The sequence below is a fragment of the Neisseria sp. N95_16 genome (assembly GCF_002551535.2).
GTDB lineage: Bacteria > Pseudomonadota > Gammaproteobacteria > Burkholderiales > Neisseriaceae > Neisseria > Neisseria brasiliensis.
Genome location: NZ_PDBT02000057.1, coordinates 1 through 15,600, shown reverse-complemented (window position 1 = coordinate 15,600; position 15,600 = coordinate 1). Strand labels below are relative to the sequence as shown.

The following is a 15,600-nucleotide window of genomic DNA, read 5'->3' as shown; positions in this document are numbered from 1 at the left end:
CCGCCGACCGAGAAAGACATTGGACTATGAGACACCGGGTGATCTGTTTTCAGCAGCCCTTGCCAATGGCATTTGAGCGTTGCACTTGAAATGCGAATGTAAGGCCGTCTGAAAGCTTTACGTTCAGACGGCCTTTTACATCATCACATTTTATTAGGCACGATGTGGCAACTCTTCTTCAGTCAACGGTTTGATGTACCAAATATCGCGACAATAATCAGCAATCGAGCGGTCTGACGAGAAGAAGCCCATATTGGCAATGTTAATCAAGGCAGAGCGGTTCCAAGCGGCTTTGTCTTTGAAATGCGCATCTGCTTTGGCTTGCGTGTCGATGTAGCTGCGGAAGTCGGCCATCAATTGGTAATGGTCACCATTAGGCTGCAAAACATCGTTGTAGCGGGTCGGCTCTTCTGGTGAGAAAGTGCCGTGGCTGATTTGATTCACCACACGGCGCAAGTCATGGTCTTGCTCGATGTAGCTCAATGGATCGTAGCCATTGCGACGGATTTCTTCCACTTGCTCAACGGTGTTACCGAAGATGTAGCAGTGTTCGGCACCGACTTTATCCAAAATTTCAACGTTGGCGCCATCCAAAGTACCCATACAAATCGCGCCATTCAAAGCGAATTTCATGTTACTGGTGCCTGATGCTTCGGTACCGGCCAATGAGATTTGCTCGTGCAAGTCGGCGGCAGGAATGATGATTTGCGCCAAACTCACGCTGTAGTTCGGAATGTACACCACTTTAATCAAGTCACGGATGCGGCTATCATTGTTGATGATTTTGGCCACATCGTTAATCAAGCGAATGATTTTCTTCGCCATGTAATAAGCCGAAGCGGCTTTACCGGCAAAGATAAACACGCGCGGCTGCCAATCGGCATCCGGGTTTTCCAAGATTTTGTTGTAACGGTCAACAATGTGCATCACGTTCAAGGCTTGGCGTTTGTATTCGTGGATACGTTTGATTTGAATATCAAACAAAGCGTCAGAGTTGACTTTGATGCCCAACTCTTTTTCGATATAGTCGGCCAAGCGTACTTTAGCGGCTTTTTTCACTTCGGCAAACTCGGCCTGAACTTGCGCATCATCGGCTTTGTCGTTCAGTTTCACCAAATTATCTAAGTGCAAACGCCAATCTTGTTCACCCAAATGTTTGTCCAAGAATGAAGTCAATGCCGGATTGGCAATATTAATCCAGCGGCGCGGGGTCACACCGTTGGTCACATTGGTGAAGCGTTCCGGGAAGATTTTGGCAAAGTCGGCAAAAATGGTGTTGACCATCAAATCAGAGTGGATTTTGGCCACGCCGTTGACTTTGTGCGAACCAATCACCGCCAACCAGCCCATGCGCACTCGGCGACCATGGGTTTCGTCAATAATCGACACGCGGCTGACAAATTCATCATCAAAATTACCAATCGCACGCAAGGCATTCAGGAAGTAGGCATTGATTTCAAAGATGATGTCCAAGTGGCGTGGCAACAAGCGACCCATCAAATCAACCGACCAAGTTTCCAAGGCTTCGCTCATCAAAGTGTGGTTGGTGTAAGAGAACACTTTGCAGGAAATATTCCATGCTTCAGTCCACGATAAGCCCTCTTCATCGATCAAAATGCGCATCAATTCAGGAATCGCCAATACCGGATGGGTATCGTTCAAGTGAATCGCTACTTCATCGGCCAAGGTGCGGATATTCGGGAAACGGCATTTGTGGCGTGCGATGATGTCTTGCACGGAAGCTGAAACCAAGAAATATTCTTGTTTCAAGCGCAATTCGCGGCCGCTTTCGGTTGAGTCGTTCGGATACAACACGCGGGAAATGTTTTCATCGCTGTTTTGCGCGCGCACGGCAGATGCGTAATCACCGCGGTTAAAGTCGGCCAAATCAAACAGATTGCCGGCATGTGCTGTCCACAAGCGCAATGGGTTGGCCACGTCGCCGCCGTAGCCGGGAATAATTTCATCATAAGCCCAAGCCGAAATTTCTTCGCTCGGATGCCATTCTTTTTTGTCGCCCATGTTCAACACTTGGCCACCGAAGCTGACCGCATATTGTTTGTTTGGACGGGCAAACTGCCATGCCAAATCCTGATCCAACCACAAATCCGGTTTTTCAACCTGCTGGCCGTCCACGATTTCTTGTTTGAACATACCGTATTGATAGCGAATGCCGTAGCCCATCGCCGGAATGCGCAAGGTTGCCAATGAATCCAAGAAACACGCAGCCAAGCGACCCAAACCACCGTTACCCAAGCCCGGATCTTGCTCTTGTTCGCATACATCGGCAAACTCTTTGCCCAATTGTTTAAACGCTTCTTCAAATTCAGCGTACACGCCCTCGTTAATCAACGCATTGACAAACGAGCGACCCAACAAGAATTCCATAGAAAGATAGTAAACCATGCGTTTGCTGTTTTCGATGTGGGCGCGGCGGGTTTTGAGGAAATCCTCGGCAATCAAGTCGCGCGCAGCCAGCATGGCGGCATTTAGCCATTGATGCTCATCGGCATCTTTCGGGTCAACACCCAAAATAAAAATCAGTTTGTAAACAATCGATTTGCGGATGGTTTCGGCATCCGGTTTGGGCATAACATAATCGTAGCCTGAGATAGGAAGTTTCTGAGCCATGATAGCCTTTCTTTTTTCGTGTGTTTCAACACACAGTGATGAAATCAGGCCGTCTGAATGGTTTCAGACGGCAAAAATAGGAAAATGGATTGAATCAAATTCAATATACAATTCGATGTAAAACTACAAAATTAGTTTGATTCTGGGCAATCAGTGTATCTTTCCGACTGCCAATATATTCAGACGGCCTCAGATGAATACCACTCAATCTTGAGCTGAACAGAACCGATATGCGTCGATTTTACCTGAGCTTCTATTAAAACACTATTAAAATCTATGCTTTACTCGCTTTGCGTAAAACCCATATACCCATGTGCGACACTTCGCATTGCTGAGCCATCGGTTCGTAATTAAATTTCTCAGATGGTACGCAAGAAACTTTCCAACTTCCTTGAGGTAGGCTAAATAACTGCGTACTACGCTTGCCATTCACCAATAACAACCATTCGTCACCCAGCAAAACCTGCATGGCTTTTACGCTGTGGTCATTCCAGCATTTATCCGTCATTTCAAGGCCGTCTGAATTGAGCCAAGTGACGTGTGTTTTATCCCACCATTTATCTGCATTTAATGATTTGATTTTCTTGCGAATTTCAATCAAATCATGCACATAATCCTGCAGTACATGCGTTTCAGACGGCCAATCCAGCCATGTGATGGCATTATCTTGGCAGTAGCCATTGTTGTTGCCCTGCTGGCTATTGCCGAATTCATCGCCAGAAAGCAACATCGGCGTGCCGGCAGATAAAAATAATGAGGCCAGCAAAGCTTTGACAGTGTATTCGCGCGACTGCAATACACACGGATCATCGCTCTCACCTTCTACGCCGTGGTTGTAGCTGAAGTTTTCATTGTGGCCGTCGCGGTTTAGCTCGCCGTTAGACTCGTTGTGTTTTTCGTTGTAGCTCACCAAATCCTGCAAGGTAAAACCATCGTGTGCGGTGATGAAATTGATGCTGGCTGACGGCAACCGCCCACTGTGGTCGAACATATCGGCAGAACCCGACAAACGCTCAGCAAATGCACCAAGATTGCCGTTTTCCCAGCTCCAAAAAGCGCGCATATCATCGCGGAACAAGCCATTCCATTCGGCAAAAGGCTGTGGGAATTTGCCCACATGGTAGCCGTCTTCACCAATATCCCACGCTTCGGCAATCATTTTACGACCAGCCAACAGCGGATCTTGAAACAGCATATTGAAGAAGCGGCCATAAGTTTTAAATGCCGGTTCGCGGCCGAGAATCGTGCCCAAATCAAAGCGGAAGCCGTCAACGTGAAACTCTTCCACCCAATAGCGCAGGCTATCCATCACCCAGCGGCTGATGTCACGGTTCACCACTTTAAGTGTGTTGCCGCAGCCCGACCAGTTTTCATATTCATACTGCGCGTCTTGCCAATACCACAGCGAATTATCCATGCCGCGTTGACATAAGGTCGGCCCTTCAATGTCTTGTTCGGCAGTGTGATTGTAGACAACATCCAAAATCACTTCGATACCGGCCGCATGCAAAGCTTTGGCTGCCTGCCTGAATTCGTCGGCGGCATTGTCGGGATTAGCCGCGTAATCGGGTTCTACCGCAAAATGCGAATAAGTGTTGTAGCCCCAATAATTCGACAAACCCATTTTCTGCAAATGGTATTCATCCAAATGCTGATGTATAGGAAGCAACTCAATCGTGGTGATGCCCAATTTTTTCAAATAAGCAATCACGCGCTTATCGGCCAATGCTTGATAAGTACCCGCATTCGCCAAATCAGGAAATTTCTTGGTAAAACCTTTGACATGCGCTTCATAAATCACCGTATCGCCCCAAGCAATATCGGGATGGCGGTCATCGCCCCAATCAAAATCAGAAGGCGGCACCACCACGCTTTTGGGCGCAATGGCCGCATTATCACGGCCGTCTGTATGATGAAACCACGCCATTTCTTTTTCGTTGCGGTATTGCGGCACGCCGTCAATCTGCTTTGAATAAGGGTCAATCAGCAGCTTTTGCGGATTGAAAAAAACACAATGCGCGCCATAGCCCTGCCCATACACACGGAAACCATAGCGCTGCCCTGCTTTGACATGAGGCACAAAGCCGTAAAACACCGTGCCTGAGCGGCAAGGCAGTTCTAAGCGCGTTTCTTTTTCCCCGTCAAACAAACACAATTCAACCGATTGTGCGTAATACGAAAATACAGCAAAATTCGCCCCGTTTTCCCGCAAAGACACGCCCAAAGGATACGGGCGGCCTGCTTCAATATGCCATGCTTCGGCATTCATATCATTTACCTTATTTCAACTTATGGATTCAAACTGATGATGTGGCTATTTCTTACATATCAGGCTGAGACCTTTGCAAAACTCCAGATTTGAGTACAGTTCAAAGTTATAGCAGCGCAGAAGCGCAGACATATCACGAAGATAGGCAAGCTTTCGAGCAGCGCATAACGAAGAAATGTGCCAAAGATGGGGATTTTGCAAAGGTCTCAAGTCGTCTGAACATGCCAACATCAAAACTTCTATACTACATTTAGCCTAAACCGCTGTTTCAGACGGCCTCTGAAACAGCGGTTTCCGATAAACTGCTTTATTCTTCGACAGTATCGCTTTCAGGCTCTTCTGCTTCAAGCGCTTCAGGCTTATCGGCGGCTTTATACAAATACACGGTGGCCAACGGCGGAATTTTCACCGACAGCGAATTCGGTTTGCCGTGTGATGCGATTTCTTCACTCGCCACTTCCGCACCCGCACTCACGCCGCTGCCTTTGTAGGCGGTTTGGTCGGAATTCATGATTTCACGATACACGCCCGCTTGATTTACGCCGAAGCAGTAGGCATCGTGCACCACCGGCGTGAAGTTGCTGATGACGATAATGGTGTTGCCTTCGCGGTCACGGCGCTCGAATACAAAAATCGAATTGTTGCCATCATCAGTTACCAGCCATTCAAAGCCTTCCGGCCATTGGTCAAGCTGATACAGCGGTGCGTTGGCCTGATAAATGTGGTTCAAATCGCGCACATAATCCTGCATGCCTTTGTGCCAGCCGCCTTCTTCTTCCAGCAAATACCAGTCCAAGCCTTCGTTGTAATTCCACTCGCGGCCTTGCGCAAATTCGTTACCCATAAACAGCAATTTTTTGCCCGGGAAACCGAACATAAAGCCGTAATACGCGCGCAAATTGGCAAACTGCTGCCAACAATCGCCCGGCATGCGCCCCAACAGCGAATATTTGCCGTGTACCACTTCATCATGCGACAGCGGCAACACAAAGTTTTCGCTGTATTGATACATCATGGCAAAAGTGATTTTATCGTGATGGTATTTGCGGTTAATCGGGTCTTCCTGCATGTAGCGCAAGGTATCGTTCATCCAGCCCATATTCCATTTGTAGCTGAAATTCAAACCTTCTTGGCGGGTCACATTTGGAAATGAAGTCGAATCTTCGGCAATTTGCGTCGAATTTGGCACTTCTGATTTCAACATGGTGTTGGTGTCATGCAAAAATGCAATTGCTTCCAAGTTTTCATTGCCGCCGTATTGGTTTGGAATCCATTCGCCTTCTTTGCGTGAATAATCACGGTTAATCATCGATGCAATCGCATCCACGCGCAAACCGTCAAAACCAAAACGCTCAATCCAATACAGCGCATTGCCTTGCAGGAAGTTTTTCACTTCATTGCGGCCGAAGTTGTAAATCAGCGTGTTCCAATCCTGATGGTAGCCTTCGCGTGGGTCAGCGTGTTCGTATAAAGCGGTGCCGTCAAATTTGTTCAAACCATGATCGTCGACCGGGAAATGGCCGACCACCCAGTCGAGAATCACGCAAATGCCCGCATCGTGCGCAGCTTTAATCAAGGCGCGCAATTCATCGGGCGAACCGAAACGGCTGGTCGGCGCATACAAACCAGTGGCTTGATAGCCCCACGAGCCGTCAAACGGATATTCCGAAATCGGCAGCAATTCGATGTGGGTAAAGCCCATGTCTTTCACATACGCCACCAATTCGGTTGCCAGCTGCTCATAGGTCAGCCAGAAATTGTTTTCCGGATTGCGCTTCCACGAACCCAAATGCACTTCGTAAATGCTGATTGGCGCATCAATGGCATTGGCGCGGGCGCGGAATTCCGGCTCAGCCACTTTATCCGGCAAACCGCGCACCACAGAAGCCGTACCCGGCCGCAATTCGGCGGCAAACGCATACGGGTCGGTTTTTTGGCGCACGTTACCGTGAATGTCGCGGATTTCAAAGCGGTATAAATCGTTGAGCTTGATGCCGGGGATAAACATATCCCAAATGCCATTATCACGATGGAAGCGCATCACATGGCGGCGGCCGTCCCACTGGTTAAACTCGCCAATCACCGACACGCGCTGCGCATTCGGTGCCCACACAGCGAAGCTCACACCTTTCACGCCATCGACTTCAGCAAAGTGCGCGCCTAAAGTTTCATACGGCCGCAAATGCTTGCCTTCTGCCAACAACCATGAATCCATGTCTTGCAAAGCCGTGCCGAAACGGTACACATCTTCTTCGCGCACCGCTTCGCCATGTTCGCTGTATTTCACGCTCAAGGCATAGCCGGGCGCATGTTCCGGCAACACGGCCACGAAGAAACCGCGTTCATCAATTTTTTCAGACGGCATAATCAATTTGCCATCGTGGCGGTTGACGATGTCCACACTAAACGCACCCGGAAACAGCGTACGCACCACTTCATCGCCTTCTGCCAAACGGTGTCGGCCGAGATAAGCAAACAAATCGTTGTGTGTCGCCAAAAACAGGCTCTCGACCGTGTCGCGTTCGACGGAATCCAGCTCGTGATAAGCCTTGGTGTGGCTGTTTTTCTTCATGCGTACCTCGTCAATCATGGCAAGTTGTCCGCTCATTAAGCGGTGGTTAGAGAAATCTTCCAGCGTAACCGGCATTTTGCGCGCCCAATTCGGATAACCTTCGGCCACGCCCGGCACGTTGAGGTTATCGCTCATGCCCAGCAGGTTTTCTAATTGCAGGGCAAGCAGTTTGCACTCAGTTTGCGCGGCATAGCGGTGCACCGAACTCATTAAGCCTTCGGTCATTTCAGACGGCATGTCTGTATCTTCAGGTAAGCAGCGGCTTTGTTTTAATTTGGCAAACAAATCGGCTTTATCGTCTTCGCGCTGTTGTAAGGCCGTCTGAAACGCTTCGTCATCGGCAATCGTGCCCAAGCGATGCATGGTGGCCAAATCTTTACCGGTCCAATACGCAGCCAATGGTGCCACGTCGTGGGTGCTGATGACCGCAATCGCTTGATGCGGATAATCTTGCGGCCATTCAAAACCTTGTGCATTTTTACTGAAATACACCACTTTATAAGAATACACCTGATAGCGGTAAAGCAATTCCCGCGCCTGATCTGGCACCGTGCCCAAGTCTTCACCGATAATCACGCATTGATGGCGCTGGCTTTCCAAAGCCAAAATGGCAAACATCGCTTCGGCATCGTAATGCACATACGCGCCATGATCGGCGGTTTGGCTGCCCACCACCCACCACAGGCGGCACAAAGCCATTACATGGTCAATGCGCAAAATACCATATAAACGCATGTTTTCACGCAATAATTGGGCGAATTTTTCATAGCCGTTGTGTTTGAGTGCATAAGGATTCAGTGGCGGCAAATTCCAGTTTTGACCGGTCGGGCCCAGCGGATCCGGTGGCGCACCGACCGACATATCCATGCAGTAATCACGGCGATTCAGCCAAGTATCCGAGCTACCACGCGCCACGCCGACGGCCAAATCGCCGTAAATGCCCAGCTTCACGCCGTGTTTTTGCGCGGCTTGGTTCACTTCGGCCAATTGTTGCGCACACAGCCATTGCAGCCACATATAAAAACGAATTTCGCGCTCGTGGCCTTTGGCAAAATTCTGTACCGCTTCGCTTTGCGGATCTTGATATTCAGACGGCCACGATGTCCAGCCTATCTCACCCGGCTGGTTGTAATATTGGTCTAAGGCTTCAAACAAGCCGAAACCACGCAAGGCTTCGCCCTTTTCAGCAGCAAACACGGCAAAGGCTTCGCGTTCGCGTTGCGCTTCTTCGCAGGTTTCTTTTTCAAACGCATTAAACGCCAATTGCAGCGCATCACGCTTAAACGCCCAAACAGCGGTATAGGTCACGGTATCGGTCAGGCGCAAGGCGGCGATGCGTTGCTGGATATTGGGTTGCGCCAGCCATTTTTTGGCTTTTTCGCCATAGCTGAACGCAGCGACTTTGGCGACATCCAAATAAATCGGATTGAGCCATTCGCGCGATGACGGGCTATATGGGCTGGCATAAGCCGGACGGCTGGTAAACAGTGCATGCAATGGATTAATGCCGATAAAATCCAATTGCTGTTCGGCCGCAAAAGCCATCAAATCGGCCAAATCGGTGAAGTCGCCAATGCCCCAGTTTCGTTCCGAACGCAAGCTGTAAAGATGCGTGGTCAGGCCATTCATTCTCAGGCCGTCTGAAAGCGCTTTAGGCTGATAAACGGATTTCGGTGCCACAATTAAGCGCAGTTTCACCACCGCACCATCGGTGTCGGCAGACAACACATAATAGCCGGCGACCAATTCAGGCAAAGCCACCCGCAAGTTACCGTTGTCGTCATAGGCATTTAAAGCCCAGCTTTCACCGGCTTCGTTTTCCAAACGGTATTGTGCGGCTGAATGAAATGCGGCAGGCAGGTCTAAAGTTTGCCCTTCCTGCTCGCGTACCACCAAAGTATCGACAAACAGGCCGTCTGAAACATCGGTTTGCTGTAAAGATTGAAGAATGGCCTGTAAGACTTCAGGCATGGTTTCATGGTAAATGCCATTGATGTCGTAAAAGCCTAAATCGATGCCGTATTCGCCGGCTCGTATTTCTAATGAGTTCATCGCGTAAATCTGCCGTTGCGGTTAAGAATGTGGTGAGGCTAATCTTAATATAGATTGTGCGGTATCAAATATGTAATCCGACGTAGGCCGCCAATAAAGCGTATTTTTCTCGGCTTGATTTGATTTAAGCCAAGATTTGGTAATCTTTTCAATCAACTGTTTGACTGCACCCATTCAGACCAAAGGCCGTCTGAAGGGTTCGACACACAGGTCAAAACTTTTCAGACGGCCTTTTATTATCCGTTCACAAATTAGTGATGGTGACCATGCGGGCCATGTACATGGCCGTGTTCGATTTCTTCGGCAGATGCTTCACGGATACCGTCGACAGTCGCTTTAAACAACACTTTCATGCCGGCCAAGGATGGTTGCCATCAACCACGGCTTTACCGTCGGCCACATCGGTTACGCGATAGATCAATACTTCGCCGGTTTCGGGATCATCGGCTTCAAACATCATGCCCACTTCTACTTCAACCGGGAACACACCAACATCTTCAATGCGCACCAATTCCGGATCTTGTTCGCCAAACGCATCATCAGGCGACAATGCCACTTCTACGGTCTCACCGACATTTTTGCCGTGTAATGCTTCTTCAACCGATGGGAAAATACCATCGTAGCCGCCATGCAGATACACGATAGGCTCTTCGGTTTTATCCAATAATTGATTGTTGGCATCGTACATTTCGTAATGCAGGGATACTACTGAATTTTTAGCAATCGCCATTTTGTCGTCCTTGTTAATTGTTACCACGTTGATACAAGCTGCATTCTAACACAGAGCCGCTGCTTGAAGTGTGTCATTCTGACGGCGCTAATAAAAGCCGGTAAGCACCATCTTTCGCCACTTGCAAATTAAAACCCGACTTTTCACAAAATTAATATTTATTGTTGCTTTTCCACAACCAAATTGCAAAAATTTCTCAAAATTTAACACTTGGCTTAAATTTTCACGAGATTGTCACAAACTCTGTTATTCAACAGAATAAATAGTTGAATTCAAAAATATTTAGCCGGGATTTTACTGAAGAATTGTTACAAAATTTCCAAAAATCTGGAGCTATTTTGTTATTTTTTCAAACTAAGCAATTCATTCTGCGCTCTCTCTTAATTGTGCGCCGTTGCAATGGCTTATACGGTGGGGCATAATTAAGAAAATTCAGTAATGAATTTCTACTGTAGAGGCCGCTATGCGGCCGTTTTTTAGTTTTTACTTTAAATCGATTTAAAAAAGAAGGTTATAAAATGAAAAATTCATTGTTTGCTGCTGCTTTGTTGTCTTTGACTTTGGCTGCTTGTGGTGGTTCTGAGCCAGCTAAAGATGCTGCTGCTGAAGCTGCTTCTGCTGCCTCTGTTGCTACTGAAGCTGCTGCTTCTGCTGCTGACGCTGCCGCTTCTGCTGCTACTGAAGCTGCTTCTGCTGCTACCGAAGCAACTGTTGAAGCTGCTTCTGAAGCTTCTGATGCTGCTACCGAAGCCGCTTCTGCTGCTGCCGTAGCGACTGAAGCTGCTGCTTCTGCCGCTTCTGCTGCTAACTAATATTCTGATTCAGAATAAAAAAGCAGGATACTTTTTATAAGTATCCTGCTTTTTGTTTTTCAGACGGCCTGTTATACCCTTTTACTTGCACCCAGCTTCTTTACAGATTTGCGCTATAATCCTGATTCATCACAAAACAAAACCAATCATCAGGCCAGCATGGATACCCCGCTACTCACCTCGTTTCAATCATTTCTCGATGCTTCAGAAATTATCGAGCCAACCCCCTCGCTCATCATCGACCAACGCCGCCGCTTCACTTCCACACCGGATATTATCCTGCAACCCAATTCCGTTAAAAGCGTGCAAAAAATCCTGCGCTTTTGTCATGAAAATCGCATTACCATCACCCCGCAAGGCGGCAACACTGGCTTATGCGGCGCGGCGGTCGCCCGTCAAGGCGTGCTGCTTAATCTTTCCAAGCTCAACAAACTGCGCGAAATCAATCTGGCGGATAACAGCATGACGGTCGAAGCCGGCATGATTTTGCAACACGCACAAGAAGCCGCAGCCAATGCCGGCCGCTTGTTTCCCTTAAGTTTGGCCAGCGAAGGCTCCTGCCAAATCGGCGGCAACATCGCCTGCAATGCCGGCGGCCTGAATGTGTTGCGCTACGGTGCGATGCGCGATTTAGTCTTAGGCTTGGAAATCGTCTTACCCAACGGCGAATTGGTTTCACACCTGCAACCTCTGCATAAAAACACCACCGGCTACGACCTGCGCCACTTATTTATCGGCAGTGAAGGCACGCTCGGCGTGATTACCGCCGCCACCTTAAAGCTTTTCGCCCGCCCACAAACCACCGCCACCGCATGGATTGGTTTAGCCAGCATCAATGAAGCGGTGAAGCTGCTCACCCAAATCCAAGGCCACTTTGCCGAACGCTTATCCAGCTTCGAGCTTATCAGCCGCTTCGCCTTAGATTTATCGTCTGAATTCAGTCAATTAACCAAGCCCACTGATGCCGATTGGCATATCTTGATGGAATTGACCGATTCTGTTCCTGATACCGATTTGGCCGATCAATTGGCCGAATACCTTTATGCCCAAGGCTATGAAAACAGCGTGTTAGCACAATCCGAACAAGAACGCCAAGAATTGTGGACTCTGCGCGAAAACATCTCCGCTTCCCAACGCAATTTAGGCACCAGCATTAAGCATGACATCGCCACCCCAATTGCAAATGTGGCTGATTTTGTATCCGAATGCGCCGCCGCCTTAAAAACTCGTTTTGCCGATATCCAAATTGTCTGCTTCGGTCATTTGGGCGACGGCAGCCTGCATTACAACACCTTCCTGCCCGACATCCTAAGCAACGAAGTGTATGAATACGAAAACATCATCAACACCATCGTTTATGAACATATCCTAAAACACCAAGGCACCATCGCAGCCGAACACGGCATCGGCGAAATCAAAAACCATTGGATTCCGCATGTGCGCGATGCGGCCGAAATCGCCTTAATGCGCGCCATTAAAGCGCAATTGGATCCGCACAATATTATGAATCCGGGTAAGCTGTTACCCTAGCTTCATGTATCCAATTATCAGGCTGTCTGAAAAGAAATTTTTCAGACGGCCTGAGACTTTTGTAAAACTCAATTTGAACCAAGAAAACTATACCCGTCATTCCCGCGTAGGCGGGAATCCAGACTGATAATTTTCAGGAATATTTAATTATTTCAGTAATTTTACGTTCTAGATTCCCGCCTACGCGGGAATGACGGTTTGAAGATTTCTGAAAATTGACGATTTTTGCAAAGGTCTCGGCCTCTTTATTATTACTTAAATTTTGAGCAATAATTTTTTCTCATTAAAATTCAAACAATAAAACCAGTTATCCACATGATTCACACATCATCACACACTTTAATCACGGATATCAGCCAAACTTATCCCGTGATGACTATTCCCAAGCCATCTCCAATTCGCAACAAAATGCCGTCTGAAATCATACTTTAAGCTTGACGGATTCAGCGCTTTTTGCATAAAAATTACTTTGCCTATTTTTTAAACAATCCAATTTTTTCTTTAAATTTCAATCCACAAACCTGATTATCCACAGCCGAATTCACACAAAGTAAGGATAACTATACTTTTGTTAAGTTTGTGCTCAGGCCGTCTGAACGCATTTTTTGATTGGATTCACTCAATCAAATGGCTTTTTCTGCCAATAAAACTTTCCTTGTTTCAGACGGCCTTGAAAAACTTCCGCCCCACCGCCCAATTCGAATACCAGTGCACCCGATAAATCCGTACGCAACAATGTCGCCCCATGCGCCGCAACTTTGTTTTGCACCGCCTTAGTCGGATGGCCGTAACTATTCGCATAACCGCTTGAAGCTATGGCATATTGCGGTGACACCGCATTCAAAAATGCACTCGCGCTGGCGGTATTGCTGCCGTGATGCCCTAACACCAATATTTGGCTATACAACGCATCACCGTATTTTTGCACCAAATCCAGCTCGCCCTTCTGCCCCATATCGCCGGTAATCAGCAGCGCCTTCCCGTCGGCCAACACGCGCAGCACACAGCTCTTATCATTGTCATCCTTACCCGAATGCGCTTCAGACGGCCTTAAAAATTCAAAGGCCACACCGTCCCACATCCATTGCGATTCATCGCAAAACTCGGCCTGCGGATAAAATTCAGGCTGACCGGCCAGCAGCTTTTCTGGCGGTTGGCCGCGCTGAATGGCCGCATAGCCGCCGTCGTGATCGATGTCGTGATGCGACAACACCAGTTTATCCAGCCGCCGAATGCCCAGCGCATTCAAGCTCGGCACAATGCCCGCACCCGCCGCATGCGCCGTGCCGGTATCGAACAGCAAACGGTGTTCGCGCGTTTGCATCAATACCGACAAACCCTGCCCCGCATCCCACACCCACACTTTCAGACGGCCTTCCGACAAAGGTTGCACACGGTAAAACACAAATCCAACCAGCACCAAGCAAGCCCACGGTTTCAAAGCCGTACCACGTGGCAGCAGTAAAACCAATGCCGCCAAAACCGCCAACACCATCAGCGGCCAAGGTGCAGCCGCCACCGCAAATTCAGGCGAATACGCTGCCAGCCACACCAAAAACCGCAGCGTGTATTCCGCCAACGCCGCCGCCAACCATTGCAGCGGCGCAAACGGCAGCGCCGAACTGAGCAAAGCCAGCGGTGTCAACACCCAAGAAAACCACGGAATCGCCACCACATTCACCAGCGGGCTCAACAGCGGCAGCGAAGCAAACATATAGCCCAGCAACACCACCGACAACAAAGTCGCCGCCCATTGCCCGCGCACGGCCAACCACCAGCCGCGCTCATTCAGACGGCCTGCCGACGACCAAATCAGCGCCGCCACCAAACCGAACGACAACCACAACCCCACGCCCAATGCCGCCAAAGGATCAAACAGCAACACCAGCGCCAAAGCCTGCCACCAGCCCGTCCACGGCGATGAACCGCTGCCGCGCCACCACGCATAAGCAAACGCCGCCAACATCAACACACTGCGCTGCGTCGGCACGCCAAAACCCGCCAACCCCGCATACAGCAACGCCCCCAGCACACCGCCCGTCAACACCCACAATCTCGGCCGCTTCGGCACCACAGACAGCGCCCGCAGCAACAGTTTCACCAAAAAACCAAACCACACCGCCACCATCGTCACATGCAGCCCCGAAATGCTCACCAAATGCGTCAAACCCAAAGGCCGAAACGCCTGCCACAATTCCGCACGCAATGCCGATTGTTCGCCAATCCCCAATGCCCGCATCAAGCCGATGCCGTCTGAAAACTCGTGTCCGTAAAGATTCGCCTGCTGCCAATTGCGGCTGATGCGTTCACGCCACAATGTCAAATTTAGGCCGCCCGACTCCGCCAGCAACACCCTGCCCTTACCCAACGAACCCATGCCGCCCACACCATTGGCCAACGCCCAAGCCTCACGGTTGAGCCCGCGCAAATTCACTTCCCCCACCACCGGCCGCACCCGCGCCGATACCTGCCAACGGCTGCCCACCGGCCAATCACGCAGCTGATAATCCGACAACATCAAGCGATACTCACCGCCATCCTTATCCCAAGCCTTGGCCGCAAACTGCACCCGCCGCTCATCACGGCGCGGCAAATCGTCCACCACCACCGTCAACGCCACATTCTCCACCCGCGCCACCGGCCATTGCCGCGCCAATGCCGATTCCGTACGCCACACCCCATAAGCCATGCCAAGCAACATACACAACAACACCGCCGCCGGTTTCCAACGCCAAGCTGCCAATAAAATCAATCCAAACGCCGCAAGCCACGCCCACAACGGCGGCACCACAGGCAACAGGAACGACACCAATACCCCGAATGCCCAGCACGGCAATACATAACGCAACATAAATTATTTCTCTTGTAATCGTTTTTTGTTATGATAAATTAGAAATAATAGATGTGTGGGGTACTGTTAGTTTTTGCACCGGAACATCAAACCAATAAAAAAGGCTGAAATCCTGAAAAGACGTGGATTTCGGCCTTTTTTGCGTCTAAAAAA

At 49.2% G+C, this 15,600-nt stretch carries 6 protein-coding genes and 1 pseudogene; 2 read left to right on the top strand and 5 right to left on the bottom strand.

The window, feature by feature from the left end; all coding sequences use genetic code 11:
* Positions 1–153 precede the first annotated feature (153 nt).
* From CRG49_RS09380 to CRG49_RS09360, 4 genes and pseudogenes are all read right to left on the bottom strand, one after another.
* Positions 154–2,631 (bottom strand): glycogen/starch/alpha-glucan phosphorylase, encoded by a 2,478-nt coding sequence (locus CRG49_RS09380; protein ID WP_154143285.1) that lies wholly within the window; start codon positions 2,629–2,631, stop codon positions 154–156.
* A gap of 274 nt (positions 2,632–2,905) precedes the next feature.
* Positions 2,906–4,900 (bottom strand): glycogen debranching protein GlgX, encoded by a 1,995-nt coding sequence (gene glgX / locus CRG49_RS09375; protein ID WP_095503109.1) that lies wholly within the window; start codon positions 4,898–4,900, stop codon positions 2,906–2,908.
* Positions 4,901–5,207: 307 nt separating this feature from the next.
* Entirely contained in the window at positions 5,208–9,524 is a 4,317-nt protein-coding gene (gene glgB / locus CRG49_RS09365) for a 1,4-alpha-glucan branching protein GlgB (protein ID WP_095503108.1), read from the bottom strand.
* Positions 9,525–9,775: 251 nt separating this feature from the next.
* Positions 9,776–10,254, bottom strand: a pseudogene (locus CRG49_RS09360) (peptidylprolyl isomerase).
* Between the two features lie 518 nt (positions 10,255–10,772).
* Here CRG49_RS09360 and CRG49_RS09355 point away from each other — a divergent pair.
* Both CRG49_RS09355 and CRG49_RS09350 read left to right on the top strand, forming a co-directional pair.
* The gene (locus CRG49_RS09355; RefSeq protein ID WP_095503106.1) at positions 10,773–11,066 is read left to right on the top strand and encodes a hypothetical protein; all 294 of its coding nucleotides are present in this window, start codon (positions 10,773–10,775) and stop codon (positions 11,064–11,066) included.
* Between the two features lie 159 nt (positions 11,067–11,225).
* Positions 11,226–12,596: an FAD-binding oxidoreductase gene (locus CRG49_RS09350; RefSeq protein WP_095503111.1), complete on the top strand. Its 1,371-nt coding sequence runs from the start codon at positions 11,226–11,228 to the stop codon at positions 12,594–12,596.
* A gap of 619 nt (positions 12,597–13,215) precedes the next feature.
* On the opposite strand, the gene CRG49_RS09345 is transcribed toward CRG49_RS09350, so the two are convergent.
* Positions 13,216–15,447 carry a DNA internalization-related competence protein ComEC/Rec2 gene (locus CRG49_RS09345; protein ID WP_095503105.1) on the bottom strand — a complete coding sequence of 744 codons (2,232 nt, stop codon included), beginning with the start codon at positions 15,445–15,447 and terminating at the stop codon, positions 13,216–13,218.
* Positions 15,448–15,600: the final 153 nt, after the last annotated feature.

Coding starts and splice junctions, on each gene's coding strand:
- CRG49_RS09345 (WP_095503105.1), bottom strand. CDS start 15,447: ATGTTGCGTTATGTATTGCCGTGCTGGGCATTCGGGGTATTGGTGTCG.
- CRG49_RS09380 (WP_154143285.1), bottom strand. CDS start 2,631: ATGGCTCAGAAACTTCCTATCTCAGGCTACGATTATGTTATGCCCAAA.
- CRG49_RS09350 (WP_095503111.1), top strand. CDS start 11,226: ATGGATACCCCGCTACTCACCTCGTTTCAATCATTTCTCGATGCTTCA.
- CRG49_RS09355 (WP_095503106.1), top strand. CDS start 10,773: ATGAAAAATTCATTGTTTGCTGCTGCTTTGTTGTCTTTGACTTTGGCT.
- glgB (WP_095503108.1), bottom strand. CDS start 9,524: ATGAACTCATTAGAAATACGAGCCGGCGAATACGGCATCGATTTAGGC.
- glgX (WP_095503109.1), bottom strand. CDS start 4,900: ATGAATGCCGAAGCATGGCATATTGAAGCAGGCCGCCCGTATCCTTTG.